At 72.7% G+C, this 11,983-nt stretch carries 15 protein-coding genes and 1 pseudogene; 7 read left to right on the top strand and 9 right to left on the bottom strand.

The features are described from left to right. Window positions 1-766: 766 nt before the first annotated feature. Together KUM40_RS39845 and KUM40_RS39850 are read right to left on the bottom strand one after the other, a co-directional pair. Window positions 767-1,027 carry a DUF397 domain-containing protein gene (locus KUM40_RS39845; protein ID WP_217171281.1) on the bottom strand — a complete coding sequence of 87 codons (261 nt, stop codon included), beginning with the start codon at window positions 1,025-1,027 and terminating at the stop codon, window positions 767-769. Beyond that, complete coding sequence (locus tag KUM40_RS39850) at window positions 1,011-1,850, bottom strand: helix-turn-helix transcriptional regulator (protein ID WP_217171282.1); 840 nt, start codon at window positions 1,848-1,850, stop codon at window positions 1,011-1,013. The genes KUM40_RS39845 and KUM40_RS39850 overlap by 17 nt, the downstream gene beginning before the upstream one ends. Before the next feature lie 118 nt (window positions 1,851-1,968). Between KUM40_RS39850 and KUM40_RS39855 the strand changes: the two genes are divergently transcribed. After that, window positions 1,969-2,358 carry a hypothetical protein gene (locus tag KUM40_RS39855; RefSeq protein ID WP_217171283.1) on the top strand — a complete coding sequence of 130 codons (390 nt, stop codon included), beginning with the start codon at window positions 1,969-1,971 and terminating at the stop codon, window positions 2,356-2,358. A gap of 9 nt (window positions 2,359-2,367) precedes the next feature. Here the strand turns inward: KUM40_RS39855 and KUM40_RS39860 are convergent, their stop codons facing one another. Beyond that, window positions 2,368-2,976 (bottom strand): TetR/AcrR family transcriptional regulator, encoded by a 609-nt coding sequence (locus KUM40_RS39860; RefSeq protein WP_217171284.1) that lies wholly within the window; start codon window positions 2,974-2,976, stop codon window positions 2,368-2,370. A gap of 93 nt (window positions 2,977-3,069) precedes the next feature. Between KUM40_RS39860 and KUM40_RS39865 the strand changes: the two genes are divergently transcribed. Beyond that, window positions 3,070-3,819 carry an SDR family oxidoreductase gene (locus KUM40_RS39865; protein WP_217171285.1) on the top strand — a complete coding sequence of 250 codons (750 nt, stop codon included), beginning with the start codon at window positions 3,070-3,072 and terminating at the stop codon, window positions 3,817-3,819. Between the two features lie 40 nt (window positions 3,820-3,859). Here the strand turns inward: KUM40_RS39865 and KUM40_RS39870 are convergent, their stop codons facing one another. The 4 genes from KUM40_RS39870 to KUM40_RS39885 all read right to left on the bottom strand — a co-directional run bounded on the left by KUM40_RS39870 (window position 3,860) and on the right by KUM40_RS39885 (window position 7,088). After that, on the bottom strand, window positions 3,860-4,447 hold the full coding sequence (locus tag KUM40_RS39870) for a TetR/AcrR family transcriptional regulator (RefSeq protein ID WP_217171286.1): 588 nt from the start codon (window positions 4,445-4,447) through the stop codon (window positions 3,860-3,862). Between the two features lie 43 nt (window positions 4,448-4,490). Continuing rightward, a complete protein-coding gene (locus tag KUM40_RS39875; protein ID WP_217171287.1) occupies window positions 4,491-5,060 on the bottom strand; it encodes a hypothetical protein in 570 nt (189 codons plus the stop codon). A gap of 58 nt (window positions 5,061-5,118) precedes the next feature. Next, complete coding sequence (murQ, locus tag KUM40_RS39880) at window positions 5,119-6,054, bottom strand: N-acetylmuramic acid 6-phosphate etherase (protein ID WP_217171288.1); 936 nt, start codon at window positions 6,052-6,054, stop codon at window positions 5,119-5,121. Window positions 6,055-6,131: 77 nt separating this feature from the next. Then, a complete protein-coding gene (locus KUM40_RS39885) occupies window positions 6,132-7,088 on the bottom strand; it encodes a MurR/RpiR family transcriptional regulator (protein WP_217171289.1) in 957 nt (318 codons plus the stop codon). Between the two features lie 55 nt (window positions 7,089-7,143). Here KUM40_RS39885 and KUM40_RS39890 point away from each other — a divergent pair, with 55 nt between their 5' ends. Next, window positions 7,144-7,527 (top strand): hypothetical protein, encoded by a 384-nt coding sequence (locus tag KUM40_RS39890; protein ID WP_217171290.1) that lies wholly within the window; start codon window positions 7,144-7,146, stop codon window positions 7,525-7,527. A 13-nt stretch (window positions 7,528-7,540) separates the two neighbouring features. Then, window positions 7,541-7,798, top strand: a pseudogene (locus KUM40_RS39895) (DUF4031 domain-containing protein); the annotation flags it as partial. Window positions 7,799-7,884: 86 nt separating this feature from the next. Here the strand turns inward: KUM40_RS39895 and KUM40_RS39900 are convergent. Further along, window positions 7,885-8,982, bottom strand: a complete 1,098-nt coding sequence (locus tag KUM40_RS39900; RefSeq protein ID WP_217171291.1) for a GNAT family N-acetyltransferase — start codon at window positions 8,980-8,982, stop codon at window positions 7,885-7,887. A gap of 10 nt (window positions 8,983-8,992) precedes the next feature. Further along, on the bottom strand, window positions 8,993-9,658 hold the full coding sequence (locus KUM40_RS39905) for a hypothetical protein (protein WP_217171292.1): 666 nt from the start codon (window positions 9,656-9,658) through the stop codon (window positions 8,993-8,995). A gap of 103 nt (window positions 9,659-9,761) precedes the next feature. On the opposite strand from KUM40_RS39905, the gene KUM40_RS39910 reads away from it, so the two are divergent. The 3 genes from KUM40_RS39910 (at window position 9,762) to KUM40_RS39920 (ending at window position 11,911) form a co-directional block, all read left to right on the top strand. Next, entirely contained in the window at window positions 9,762-10,409 is a 648-nt protein-coding gene (locus KUM40_RS39910; protein ID WP_217171293.1) for a TetR/AcrR family transcriptional regulator, read from the top strand. 42 nt (window positions 10,410-10,451) lie between these two features. Then, on the top strand, window positions 10,452-11,135 hold the full coding sequence (locus KUM40_RS39915; protein ID WP_217171294.1) for a maleylpyruvate isomerase family mycothiol-dependent enzyme: 684 nt from the start codon (window positions 10,452-10,454) through the stop codon (window positions 11,133-11,135). Window positions 11,136-11,221: 86 nt separating this feature from the next. Further along, complete coding sequence (locus KUM40_RS39920; RefSeq protein WP_217171295.1) at window positions 11,222-11,911, top strand: copper homeostasis protein CutC; 690 nt, start codon at window positions 11,222-11,224, stop codon at window positions 11,909-11,911. The last annotated feature ends 72 nt before the right edge of the window (window positions 11,912-11,983 follow it).

Raw genomic sequence — 11,983 nt, forward strand, 5'->3', positions numbered from 1 at the left:
GGTGAGAAGCGTGCGGGCGGCCGGGGGAGGGTGGGTGTCCCGGGTGGGCCGGTCCCTTGGGCGGGTCGCCCAGTGGCCCGGGGTGAGGGGCGCGTCGGCGCCTCGCCAGCACGCCGCCACGGCTTAGCGGCTTTCGCCCGGAGGGTGGTGCGGGGAGCGCGTGGGCGCGTCGCCTGCACGCCGGGTCGGCTCAGCGGCGGACGGCCGGTGGGTGGTGGATGGCGAGCGGTGGGTGGGGGACCCATGCCGAAAGCCGCGAACAAATCGGCGGATTTGTTCGCGGCTTTCGGAGGGTGGTCTGGGGTGGGGAGGGTGGAGGGGGTGATTGGACAGTGTGTCCCGGGTGTGTGGGGTGAATACGCAGGTGGGGTGCGATGAAGGGTGGGACAGAGTGTCCGATCGCGTCGTCGGGCCCCTCCAAGCGGCCGACACCGCCATCCGGCCAACACCGCCATCCGGCCGGTCCCGCCATGCGGCCGACACCTCCACTCCTCCACCCTCCGGCCGAAAGCCGCTGAGACGGCCCGGCGTGCATGCGAGGCGCGAGCGCGCCCCTCGTGCCGGGGACTGGGCGGCCGACGGGAGGGACCGGCGTGCCTCGGCCACCCGTTTTCCCGGGCCGCTCGCTCGCTTCTCCCTCGTGCTGGAGCGAGCCGAGTCAAGGGTGGGCCGCAGGCCCATCGGCGGAGCCGACGCGACCGCAGGGAGCGCCCTTTACTCGGGTCGTGGAAGCACGACCCTGGCAAGGAAGCGAGTGGCCCCACGGTCACGTGGAAGCTGGGGCTCCCTTGATGCCGTCGACGAAGACCGACCAGGCATCGGCTTGGAAGCGGAGCCTGGGGCCGTCGGGGTTCTTGGAGTCGCGGATCGGGATGACGGCGGGGTTCCCGGTGGCGACTTCCAGGCAGTCGCCGCCGCTCCCGCCGCTGTACGTCGACTTGCGCCAGCGAGCGACCTCGAGGCAGTTGCCGCCGCTGCCGCCGCTGTAGCTGGACTTGTACCAAGTCGCCTCAGTGTCGCTCCTCATGGGCGTAATCCTGCGCCATCGCCTCGATAAGAGCCAGGGAGTTCTGAGGGGACAGGGCGCAGGCCGAGAGGAGGTCGTACGTCTGCCGCTGGTAGCGGACGATTGCGGGATCGTCCTCAAGGCGGCCCGTCCCAACACCCTCGAAATAGGCCAGCGGTGGGGCGTCGTCGAAGCTCATCAACTTGATGGCGCCCTCCAGCGCTGCGTGTGCACCCGCCGTGAAGGGAAGCACCTGCACGATGATTCGGTTCCGGCGGACCAGAGCAACGATGTGGGCAAGCGCCTCGGCCATCACCTCGCGTCCCCCCGTCGCCCTACGTAACGCGGCCTCGTCCAGCACCACCCACAACAACGGCTCTGTTGGATCGTCGAGGAGCTGGGCCCTATCCATTCGGGCCGCTACGAGCGCCTCGATCACATCGTCAGGCGCGGTGGGTTGGTAGGCGCGGCACACTGCTCGCGTATACGCGGGTGTTTGCAACAGCCCGGGGATCAACAGGGGTGCGTACTCCCTGATCTCCGTAGCAGCCCCCTCCGCCTCCGCCGCCTCCGCAAAGTGCTCCGGATACTTCGACTTGGCCGAAGCCGCGCAGTTCCGCCGGAAGAAGTCCTCCGTGCCCAGGACGTCGTCCAGCAGACGTGCGTACTCCGGCTGCATCCGGCGCGTGCCGGACTCCAGTTGGCCGATGAACGAGCCGCTGACGAACAGGCGGGCGCCCAGTTCCTCCTGGCTCAGGCCGGACTTCTCGCGGGCGTGGCGCAGCTCGGCGCCGAGGAGGGCGCGGGGGGACGAGGACGGGTCGAGGTCTTTCGGTCCTGGCATGGTGACGGAACTCCCGGTCGCACAGCAGCGGTTGTTGGGGCGCCCTGTATGGCCAGGTTAGGGGCGGAACGGACACGCTGTGTCGCGAATCACGAACTCAGCGTGGAGGTGAGGAAGGGTGCGGTCGACCGAAGAAGTCGTCGAGTCCTTGCGGCAGGCCCTCGTGGGCGCCGGTGTCGTACTGCCGTCCCTGTGTGTCGATCCGGTGACCGGCGCGAGTGACGAGCCGTTCGCCCTGGTCGAGTTGGGGCGGTGCAACGTCCGGGTGGCCGAGCGGCTGGCGTCGGTGGTGCGGGGGGAGCGGCCCGCAGTGGGTACGCATGCTGTGGACGCGAGGGACGGGCGTGTGGGGGAGGTGATGGGGCATGTCGGAGGCAGCGTGCAGTTGCGGCCGGTCGCCGGGGGCCGGGAGTGGGACTGCCCGCAGGCGTCGGTGGCCGTGGCGCGGCCGGAGGAGGTGCTGAAGGCCCGGCTGCGCGGGACGAACCACGAGAGCGTACGACGCTAGGGCGCTTCGTCAGGCGGGTGGCCAGCTCCGTAGGGCCATGTCGGTCACCCGCTGGAGGTCTTCCCGGGTGGCGCCGCCGGCGGCCTGGACGGAGATGCCGTTGGCGATGGTCATGAGGTAGCGGGCGAGGTCCACGGGATCGGTGTCGGCGGGCAGGTCGCCGGCGTCGATCGCTTGCCGGAAGCGGTCGCGGAGATGGGTAACGCCCCCGTTGCGCCAGTCGGCGAGCATGTCCCGGACGGGGAGTCCGGTGTCGCCGGCGGCGAGGGAGCCCTGGACGCCCAGGCAGCCGGGCGGGCAGCCGGGGCGGGTGCTGGTCCGGACGGCGCCGTTCAGGAACGCGGTTGCCACCTCGCGGGCGGTCGGCTCCAGCAGGGCCCGGGCCACGTACGCGGCGGGGCCCTCCTCGTAGCGCTCCAGGGCCTTGCGGAACAGGTCCTCCTTGTTGCCGAAGGCCGCGTACATGCTGGTGCGGGTGATGCCCATGGCGCTGGTGAGGTCGGTGAGGCTGGCGCCCTCGTAGCCCTGCTTCCAGAAGACCCGCATGGCCTGTTCGAGGGCCTCGTCGGCGTCGAATCCTCTCGGGCGGCCGATCGGCCCCTTTCCTCGCGTCTCCATGCGCCCACTCTACCGCTTCCGTACCGAACGGTGCAGATGTGCTACGTTCTCTTTCGGTACCGATCGGTACTGAACTTCACGGAGGTCATTCTCATGGGACAGCTCGAAGGCAAGACCGCCGTCATCACGGGCGGCGGCACCGGGATCGGCCTCGCCACCGCGGTGCGGCTGGCGGACGAGGGCGCGCACGTGTTCATCACCGGACGGCGCAAGGCCGAGCTGGACGCCGCGGTGGAGACCATCGGCGCGGCGAAGGTCACGGCGGTGGCCGGGGACGTCACCGACCTCGACGACCTGGACCGGCTCTACGACGCGGTCCGCGCCCGGGGCCGGGGGCTGGACGTGGTCTTCGCCAACGCGGCGACCGCCGCACACATACCGCTGGAACAGGTCACCGAAGAGCAGATCGGCCAGATCTTCGGTGTCAACGTGCGGGGCGTGCTCTTCACCGTGCAGAAGGCGCTGCCGCTGCTCAACGACGGCGCCTCGGTGATCCTCAACGCCTCCACCGCCGCCGACAACGGCGCGGAGGCGTTCAGCCTGTACGCCGCCTCCAAGGCCGCCGTACGGACCTTCGCGCGGGGCTGGGCCAACGAACTCAAGGGGCGCGGTGTCCGGGTCAACGCCGTTTCCCCGGGTCCGGTCGACACCCCCGGGATCACCGGCCTCGTCGGCGAGGAGAACGCGATCGCGGCCCGCGCGAAGCTCGCCACGGACACGGCCATCGGGCGGATGGGGCGCCCCGAGGAGGTCGCCGCGGTGGTGGCCTTCCTCGCCTCGGACCAGAGCAGCTTCGTCCTCGGCGCCAACTGGTACGTCGACGGCGGTGAGAACCAGATCTGACCCGCGGGTGGGCGGGCGGTCTGTCTATCGTTCTGTCTGTCTATCGGTCTTCGTCCGGTGTCACGATGCGTTCGACCGCCGCCGCCACCAGCTCGTCGCGCTCGGCCGGGGTGAACACGTCCGGCAGGGTGAGCTGTTCGACGATCAGCCAGTTCAGGGCGAGATAGAGGAGCTTGACGGCCGTCGCGTCGCCGGGGAGGCCGGACGCCTCGTGGTAGGTGACGTTGGCGGCGACATCCTCGCGGATGCGCTCGGTGAGGACCGCGCGCAGCTCGGGGCGCCGGGTGGCCTCCAGGCGGAGTTCGAGCAGGGCGAGGTAGCCGGTGCGGAAGGCGGCGATGCGGTCGACGAGTTCGCGCATGAGCTGGACGTAGGTCTCGCGGTCGCGGCCGGCCGTGCGCTGGCGGGTGAGGGTGGCCTCGTCGGGGTGGAGGCGCTCGTAGACGCGGGCGCCGGCCTGGGTGAGCAGGTCGTCGCGGTTCGCGAAGTAGTTGGACGCGGTGCCGGGCGGTACGGCCGCCGCCGTGTCGACCGCGCGGAAGGTCAGGCCCCGGGCGCCCTGCGCGGCCAGCACCTCGATCGCGCCGTCGACGAGGGCGGCGCGGCGCTGGTCGTTCCGTCTCACCACGTCAGGCTCACCACGTCGGACTCACCACGTCAGGCTCACCACGTCAGAGGCCGCCCATCGGTTCGATGTCCACCCGTACCGGTGTGCCCCACACCCGCAGCACCTCGTAGTCCGTGAACTCGTGGACGAGCCGGTACGCCATCGCCGCGCGCGGTGCGCGCAGTTGGGCCGCGATGTACAGCTCGGCCTCGCGGCGGTCGCGGCGCGGGGTGCCGCACAACTGCCACGCCTGGCCGTTCCACAGCTCCGGCAGCCAGCGCTGCTGGGGCTGCGGGCGGTCGCCCCGCACCCCGTACCGGGACTGGACCGGCTCGGTGGGCCGGGCGGGCAGCGGGTCGCCGTTGTACTCGGCGCGGCGGGCGGTGCGGCGGCGGGTCTCGCACAGGAGGCACAGGTCGGGGGCGGCCTTGTCGACCGGCCCGTTCGGATGCTCGGGGCAGCGGGTGCTGGGGGCCGTCGTCGTGACGCTCTCCTCCAACTGGTCCAGCGCCCGCTTCAGGTCCGCGCGGACCTCGTGCAGCTTGGCCTCCGGCGTGTCGGTGCTCAGGGCCTCGCCGTGCTCACCGAGGAGACGCAGGGCGCGGCCCAGTGCGGTTAGCTGGGCGTGGTTCATGTTCTTCAGAATCGCACACGGCGCCGACAGGGCCGGAGGCACGGGCAGGAGCGTTCGGTCAGTCGTGCGCCCCCGTGAGCGCCGCGCGCAGGTGGCCGCCGGACTCGGTCAGGAGGCGGGCGGCCGTCGGGCCGTCCACGTCGGCGAGCAGGACCAGGATCGCGTGCTTGACCTCGCCGTCGGTCGCCGTCAGGGCGCGCTCGATGTCGGCGTCGGCGGCACCGGTGGCGAGCGCGACGATTCGGCGCGAGCGGGCGCGCAGCTTCTCGTTGGAGGCGCGGACGTCCACCATCAGGTTCCCGTACGTCTTGCCGAGCCGGATCATGGTGATCGTCGACAGCATGTTCAGGACCAGCTTCTGTGCCGTGCCGGCCTTCAGGCGGGTGGAGCCGGTGAGCAGCTCGGGCCCGGTGACGACCTCGATGCCGTGCTCGGCTGCGGCGGCCAGGGCGCTGTTCCGGTTGCAGGCGAGGCCGACGGTCAGGGCGCCGAGCGAGCGGGCGTACTCGACGGCGCCGACGGCGTACGGGGTGCGGCCGGAGGCGGAGACGCCGACCACCGTGTCGTCGGCGGTCAGGGCGAGGGCGTCCAGGTCGGCGCGGGCCAGCTCGGGCGAGTCCTCGGCGCCCTCGATGGACGTGACCATGGCGTCGGGGCCGCCCGCGATCAGGCCGGCGACCTGCCCGGGGGTGGTGTTGAAGGTGGGCGGGCACTCCGAGGCGTCCAGTACGCCGAGTCGGCCGGCCGTACCGGCGCCCGCGTAGACCAGCCGTCCGCCGCGCGTCATCCGGGCGGCCACGGCGTCGATGGCGGCGGCGATCTCGGGCAGCCGCTCGGCGACGGCGGTGGGCACGGTGGCGTCCTCGCCGTTCATCAGCCGCGCGATGTCGAGGGTGGGCAGCCGGTCGATCTCCGCCAGCTCGGGCCGGAACGCCTCGGTGGTCAGCGTCTCCAACTGGGAACGGAGGTCGGGGTGATGGGGGGTGGAGGTCATGAGGGTGCGGCTCTTTCTGGTGTCTGCTCGGTACTTCGGTACTCGGTACTCGGTGCCGGGTGGTGCTGCCGATGGCCCTACGGCCTGCCGCGATGCGCCCCGTGCCGGTGCGCCAGCGCCTCGTAGGAAGCCGCCAAAGCCGGCGCGGCCGACTCGTAGGTCCGCTGTGCCACGCCCACGAACAGGCAGTCCACCACCAGTAGCTGACTGGTCCGGGACGACATCGCCGCCGGGCGCAGCTCGCTCTCCCGCGACGTGGACGTGGTCAGTACGTGGTCGGCGTACTGCGTGACGGGACTGTCGGGGCGGCCGGTGATCGCGACGGTCGTCGCGCCGCGCTCGAAGGCGACCCGCAGCGGTTCGATGACGTCACCCGTGGAGCCGGAGTGCGTGATCGCGAGGGCGACGTCCCCGGCGCGGAGCTGCACCGCGTTGGTGACGGCGAGGTGCGTGTCGCCCGGGGCGTGGGCTATGAGCCCTATACGCAGCATCTTCTGGGTGAGATCCTGGGCGACCAGACCGGAGGCGCCGATGCCGTACACGTCGGTGCGGCGGGCGGCGACGAGTGCGGCGACGGCCGCGCCGAGCTGGACGGTGTCCAGTCCCGCGGCGGTGTCGGCGAGGGTCTGCTGCTCGTCGTAGGCGAGCTTGGCGACGACGTCGGCGATCGGGTCGTCGACCGCGATGTCGGTCGTGATGGCGGGCGCGCGGCCGGACTGCTGCTGGGCGGCGAGCCCGGCCAGCGCGAGGCGCAGATCACGGTAGCCCGGGTAGCCGAGCAGCCGGGCGGTGCGTACGACGGTCGCCTCGCTGGTGCCGGTCAGCTCGGCGAGGCCGGTGACCGTGAGGGCCGCGCAGCCGGCCGGGTCGCCCGCGACGGCCTCGGCGACCCGCTGCATGGAACGGGTCATCGACGGCGCCAGCGTGCGCACCTTGGCCGCGAGGGCGGCGGGCGCGGGCGGCGCGCTGCCGCCAACGGTGGCGCGGCGGCCCCCGGAGGCCTTCGCGAAAGTTTCCTTCACTTCATCGGTCACTCATGAAAGATATTCTCGTTTCGGTGCGCGGGTCAAGAGTGCGCACAATGGGTGCATGGACCCCATCAGCCCCCTCGAGCAGACGCTGCACGCCGCGCGCGCCCTCGTGCTCGCCGACCTGGTGGCCGGTCAGGTCGCCGAGCCGGACGTCGTGTCCCTCGTCGAGGAGTCCGTCGTGCAGCGGCGCTGGTGGGTCGAGCAGTGGCCGGAGGGTGCCCCGTTCGTGGCGGGGCTGGTCGCGCAGGACGTGCAGGACGCCCTGCTGGAGCGGTACGGCCGCTGGCCGCTGTGCCCGGTGTGCGGCGCCGGCGACCCGCACGCGCTGGACGTCGAGCCCGAACTGGGTCCCGACCCGCACTGGGTGTGCGGCCAGGCGGGCGTGAAAGTCGCGGCGGTCGGCTCGCTGGGCGCCGCCACCGGCGGCCCGGAGCCCTCGTGAGGACGGCCGCCCGGTGACCCTCTACATCGACCCGCCGACCTGGCCGGGGCACGGCCGCCTGTGGTCGCACCTCGTCAGCGACGTCTCCTACGCCGAACTGCACGCCTTCGCCGCGACCCTGGGTGTGCCGCGCCGCGCCTTCGAACGCGACCACTACGACCTGCCCGCCCAGCGCTACGCCGACGCCGTGTCCGCGGGCGCGCTCGAGGTCAGCAGCCGCGAGGTGGTGCGGCTGCTGCACGGGGCGGGGCTGCGCCGCCGCAAGGGCGCCGGCGGACTCGGTGTCGGCGGATCCGGTGTCGGCGGATCCGGTGTCGGCGGATCCGGTGCCGGTTCCGCCCGGCCGCGCGGCGGCTCTCAGCCGCGCAGCTCGTAGGCGAACTGCTCGGCGCCCTCCGCGCCCTCCGCGCTCCCCGAGTCCTCCCCGGCGACCCGGGCGAAACCGGCACGGACGATGACGGCCTGCGACGCGGTGTTGTCCGGGTCGGTCGTCGCGAACACGGACGTCACCTCCTCCCGCTCCAGCGCCCACGCGGACAGCGCGCGCAGGCCCTCGGTCGCGTAGCCGTTGCCGCGGGCGGCCTCGACCAGGTCGTAGCCGATCTCCACCCGGCCGTCCTCGTCCGGCGGCCCGTGGAAGCCCATGCCGCCGACCGCGCGCCCGTCCTCGCCCCGTACGAGGACGAACACGCCCCACTCCGGGCGGTGCACGCCCGCCCCGTACGCCTTGAGCAGCATCCCGGCGGCGTCGCGCGTGCCCTGGAAGGGGCCGCCCTCGACCCACGCGAAGCCGCCGTCGCCGCCCGCGGCGAGGTCGGTGGCGGCGGCGGGCGTGACGCCCTGGAGGGTGAGCCGCTCGGCCGGGACCACCAGGTTGTTGCGCCAGCGCCACTCGGTGACCGGGGCACGTCCGGGCAGGTCGCCGCGGCCGGTGGCCCACAGCAGGGTGCGCCAGGGGTCGGCGCCCGGCTGGACGTGCGGGAAGATCCGGGCGAGGACGTCCGCGCACAGCCCGGCGGGCGCCTCGTAGGCCAGGCCGAGGCCTGCGGCGATGTCGTGCGTGTGCAGGAACACCTCGGCGACCCCCAGCGCGGCGAAGCCCTCACGGTTCGCGCTGCGATAGGGGTACGGGTGGAAGGCCCGGACCTCGCGCGGAGTCGTGCGGAGGGTGGCGGCGAGCAGCGCGCCGGTCGTCTCGATCACCTGGAGCACGTCCTCGTTGCCGGTGCCCTCGTCCAGGGTGATCTCGAAGGGGACGTACGCCTTGGTGGCGCGTCCGGCGAGCTGGCCCGCGTAGGCGATGAGGTCGCCCGCGACGTGCTCCGCCGTGTACCGGCAGGTCCATTCGAGCCGTCCGGCCGGTGTCGTCTCCCAGTCCCGTTCCGTCGCCGTCCGCAGCAGCGCGACGGCGCTCGCGACGGCCTCTTCCACCTGTTCCCCGCCCATGTTCCGCATACCGGGCAGGCTAGAGGCCGGGGGTGTCGGGGAGCGACAGCATTTCCAGCTCCCCGGTGAGGTTGTGGCGGGCGGTCGCCTCCCACTCGCGCCGTCCGTGCGGGGTGTGGAAGAGGCTGGGCAGGTCCAGGAGTTGGCGCAGGATCGCGGCCCGGCCCTCGCGGAAGGCATGGCTGGGCACGAAGTGGTACTCCTCGCGGACGGCCGCCGTGTACGCCGCGTACGCCGACGGCGGCGAGGCGAGGATCGCCAGGTCCGCGTCGCACAGCACCTGCCCGTCGCGGTCGTCGCCTGCCGGGGCGTGGGTGGTGGTGAGCCGGACCAGCCGGGCCACCTCGGCGGTCTTCTCCGCCGGGACCCCGGCCTCGGGCAGGGCACGCTCGGCGAGACGCGCCGACCGCTCCTCGTTCTCGGACCGGTCGGGCTGGTAGACGGCGTCGTGGAACCACGCGGCGAGGCGTACGACGTCGGCGTCGTCGGCGTGGTCCGCCAGTACGTCGACGTGGTCCAGGACCGCGGTGAGGTGCGCCAGGGTGTGATAGTGCCGCTGGGGCTCCTGCCAGCGGGCGAGCAGGTTGTCCGCGTACGGCGCGGGGTCCGGGCCGCCGGGTGCGGGACTCCTGGCCCGGTCGAGGGCACGGGCGAAGCGGGAGCGCAGGGCGTCGAGGTCGGCCATGCGCTCATTCTTCCAGATAGCTTTCGTGATAGCTTCTAACCAAGTGGTGAATCCTGGCCCGGAGAAGTTGGCCTGGCGGAAATTGAGAGATGGCGGGCTGACCATGCCGGAGCCGCGCACGACGACCCCGCGCGAGCGCTACCGCGCCCAGGTGCGGGCGGAGATCAAGGAACACGCGTGGGAGCAGATCGCCGCGGCGGGGGCGTCCGCGCTCTCCCTCAACGCGATCGCCAAGCGGATGGGCATGAGCGGACCCGCGCTCTACCGGTACTTCGACGGCCGCGACGAGCTGATCACCGAACTCGTCCGGGACGCCTACCGAAGCCAGGCCGACGCCTTCCGGGCGGCCGCCGGGGCCGGTGCCGACCTGGCCGGACTGGCGCACACCCTGCGCGCCTGGGCCCTGGACGACCCGCAGCGCTACTTCCTCGTCTACGGCACCCCCGTCCCCGGCTACCGGGCACCCGACGACATCACCGAGATCGCCGCCGAGACCATGACGGTCATCCTCGACGCCTGCGCCGCGCTGCCGCCGGACGGCAGCACGGGCGCGTTCGACGCACACCTCGAAACCCACCGGCAGTGGGCGGGCGGCCACCCGGCACCCTCCGCCGCCCTCCACCGCGCCCTGTCCTTCTGGTCCCGGCTGCACGGCGTGCTGTCCCTGGAACTCGCCGGACAGTTCACCGGCATGGGCTTCGACCCCGCGCTCCTCTTCGCCGCCGAACTGGACGCCCTGCTGGGACGTTGAGACGCCGACCGCGCGCCGGTCCCGGCCCCTAACGTGGAGTCCATGACGACTCCCGCAGACGTGCACGACGTACGCGATCCCGAACTGCCCGGGCGGCTGCTGACCATCGAACGGGACGAACTGCTACCGCTGCTGCGGTCCCGGCCGGACGCGGACTTCGCGCTGCCGGTGGCCGCGTGTCCGGGCTGGAGCGTGCGCGACATGCTGGCGCACTGCTCCACCGCACTGATCCGGGTGGTGGAGAACCGCTTCGAGAGGGGCGTCTTCTCCCCCGAGTGCAACGACCGCGACATCGCGGAACGCGCCGACTGGACCAACGACCGGATCGTCGGCGAGCTGGAGCGCGGCATGACCGAGGCCGGCCCGGTGATCGCCCGCGCGGGCGGCGTACTGGACGCGGTCGCACTGGGCGAGTGGGTGCACGCCGGTGATGTGCGGACGACCTTCGGCGCACCGGGGGCGTACGCGGGGCGTGGGCTGCCGGAGGCGCTCGCGCTGCTCGCCGCGATCACCCGCGAGCGCGGTCACGTGCCGCTCCACGCCGACCTCGACGACCTGGACGAGCCCCTGAAACTGGGCGCGGTGAGCGGTGAGCGGCCGCCGGGCCGGTTCATCGGCGACGCCGCGACCCTCGTACGGCTCTACGCGGGCCGCCCCCTCGACGGAGCGACCGGGTACGAGCTGGCCGGGGTGGAGGCGGCGGAGCTGAACATCTTCGGCGGCTGAGCAGCGACGCGGGCACCCCGGCCTGCTGTCTGGGCGTAGTCTTGGATTGGACTAGACCTGTAGCAGGCCGCGACGAATGGGGTCCCATGAGCAAGCGTGCAGTCCTGGAGGTGATCGCCCTCGACGTCGAGGACGCGATCGCCGCCCAGGCCGGAGGCGCGGATCGCCTCGAACTGGTCACCGACATGGCGGCCGACGGACTCACCCCGCCGGCCGAGACCGTCGCCGCGATCCGCGCCGCCGTCGACATCGACCTACGGGTGATGCTGCGGCTTGCGGACGGGTTCGCCGCCGGGGACGTCGAACGGCTGACACGGGTCGCCGGTCGGATGCGGGAGGCCGGGGCCACGCAGTTCGTGCTGGGGTTCCTCGACGCGGAGGGCGACGTGGATCTCGGGGCGGTGGAGCGGGTCGCCGGGGTCCTTGACGGGTGCCGGTGGACGTTCCACCGCGCGATCGACCGGGCCGCGAACCGGGACGCCCTGCGCAAGCAGCTCGCGGACTTTCCGGGCCTCGACACGTATCTGACCGCCGGGGCGGCCGATGGAGTGGACGAGGGCCTGACGGTGCTGCTCGCGGAGGCGCGGCGGCGGGGGGAGCCGGGGTACGAGCAGCAGTTGCTGGTGGGGGGCGGCCTGCGGCTGGAGCACGTACCCGGGCTGCTGGACGCGGGGATCGACGGCTTCCACATCGGCGGCGCGGCGCGGCCCGCCGGGTGGGGCGGGCCGGTCTCGGCGGACGCGGTGGGGGAGTGGCGGCGGGTGCTCGGACGCTGAGGGTTCGGTTGGGTGGTGCGCCTGTGCCGGTGGTCGCGGGGGTGAGTGTCACTCGCCCGCGTTGACGGGGTG

Source organism: Streptomyces sp. AC512_CC834 (assembly GCF_019049325.1).
GTDB lineage: Bacteria > Actinomycetota > Actinomycetes > Streptomycetales > Streptomycetaceae > Streptomyces.

What these genes read in the sequence shown, in the direction of transcription:
- KUM40_RS39845 (WP_217171281.1), bottom strand. Translation starts at nt 1,027, where the DNA reads ATGAGGAGCGACACTGAGGCGACTTGGTACAAGTCCAGCTACAGCGGC.
- KUM40_RS39850 (WP_217171282.1), bottom strand. Translation starts at nt 1,850, where the DNA reads ATGCCAGGACCGAAAGACCTCGACCCGTCCTCGTCCCCCCGCGCCCTC.
- KUM40_RS39860 (WP_217171284.1), bottom strand. Translation starts at nt 2,976, where the DNA reads ATGGAGACGCGAGGAAAGGGGCCGATCGGCCGCCCGAGAGGATTCGAC.
- KUM40_RS39865 (WP_217171285.1), top strand. Translation starts at nt 3,070, where the DNA reads ATGGGACAGCTCGAAGGCAAGACCGCCGTCATCACGGGCGGCGGCACC.
- KUM40_RS39875 (WP_217171287.1), bottom strand. Translation starts at nt 5,060, where the DNA reads ATGAACCACGCCCAGCTAACCGCACTGGGCCGCGCCCTGCGTCTCCTC.
- murQ (WP_217171288.1), bottom strand. Translation starts at nt 6,054, where the DNA reads ATGACCTCCACCCCCCATCACCCCGACCTCCGTTCCCAGTTGGAGACG.
- KUM40_RS39890 (WP_217171290.1), top strand. Translation starts at nt 7,144, where the DNA reads ATGGACCCCATCAGCCCCCTCGAGCAGACGCTGCACGCCGCGCGCGCC.
- KUM40_RS39900 (WP_217171291.1), bottom strand. Translation starts at nt 8,982, where the DNA reads ATGCGGAACATGGGCGGGGAACAGGTGGAAGAGGCCGTCGCGAGCGCC.
- KUM40_RS39905 (WP_217171292.1), bottom strand. Translation starts at nt 9,658, where the DNA reads ATGGCCGACCTCGACGCCCTGCGCTCCCGCTTCGCCCGTGCCCTCGAC.
- KUM40_RS39910 (WP_217171293.1), top strand. Translation starts at nt 9,762, where the DNA reads ATGCCGGAGCCGCGCACGACGACCCCGCGCGAGCGCTACCGCGCCCAG.
- KUM40_RS39915 (WP_217171294.1), top strand. Translation starts at nt 10,452, where the DNA reads ATGACGACTCCCGCAGACGTGCACGACGTACGCGATCCCGAACTGCCC.
- KUM40_RS39920 (WP_217171295.1), top strand. Translation starts at nt 11,222, where the DNA reads ATGAGCAAGCGTGCAGTCCTGGAGGTGATCGCCCTCGACGTCGAGGAC.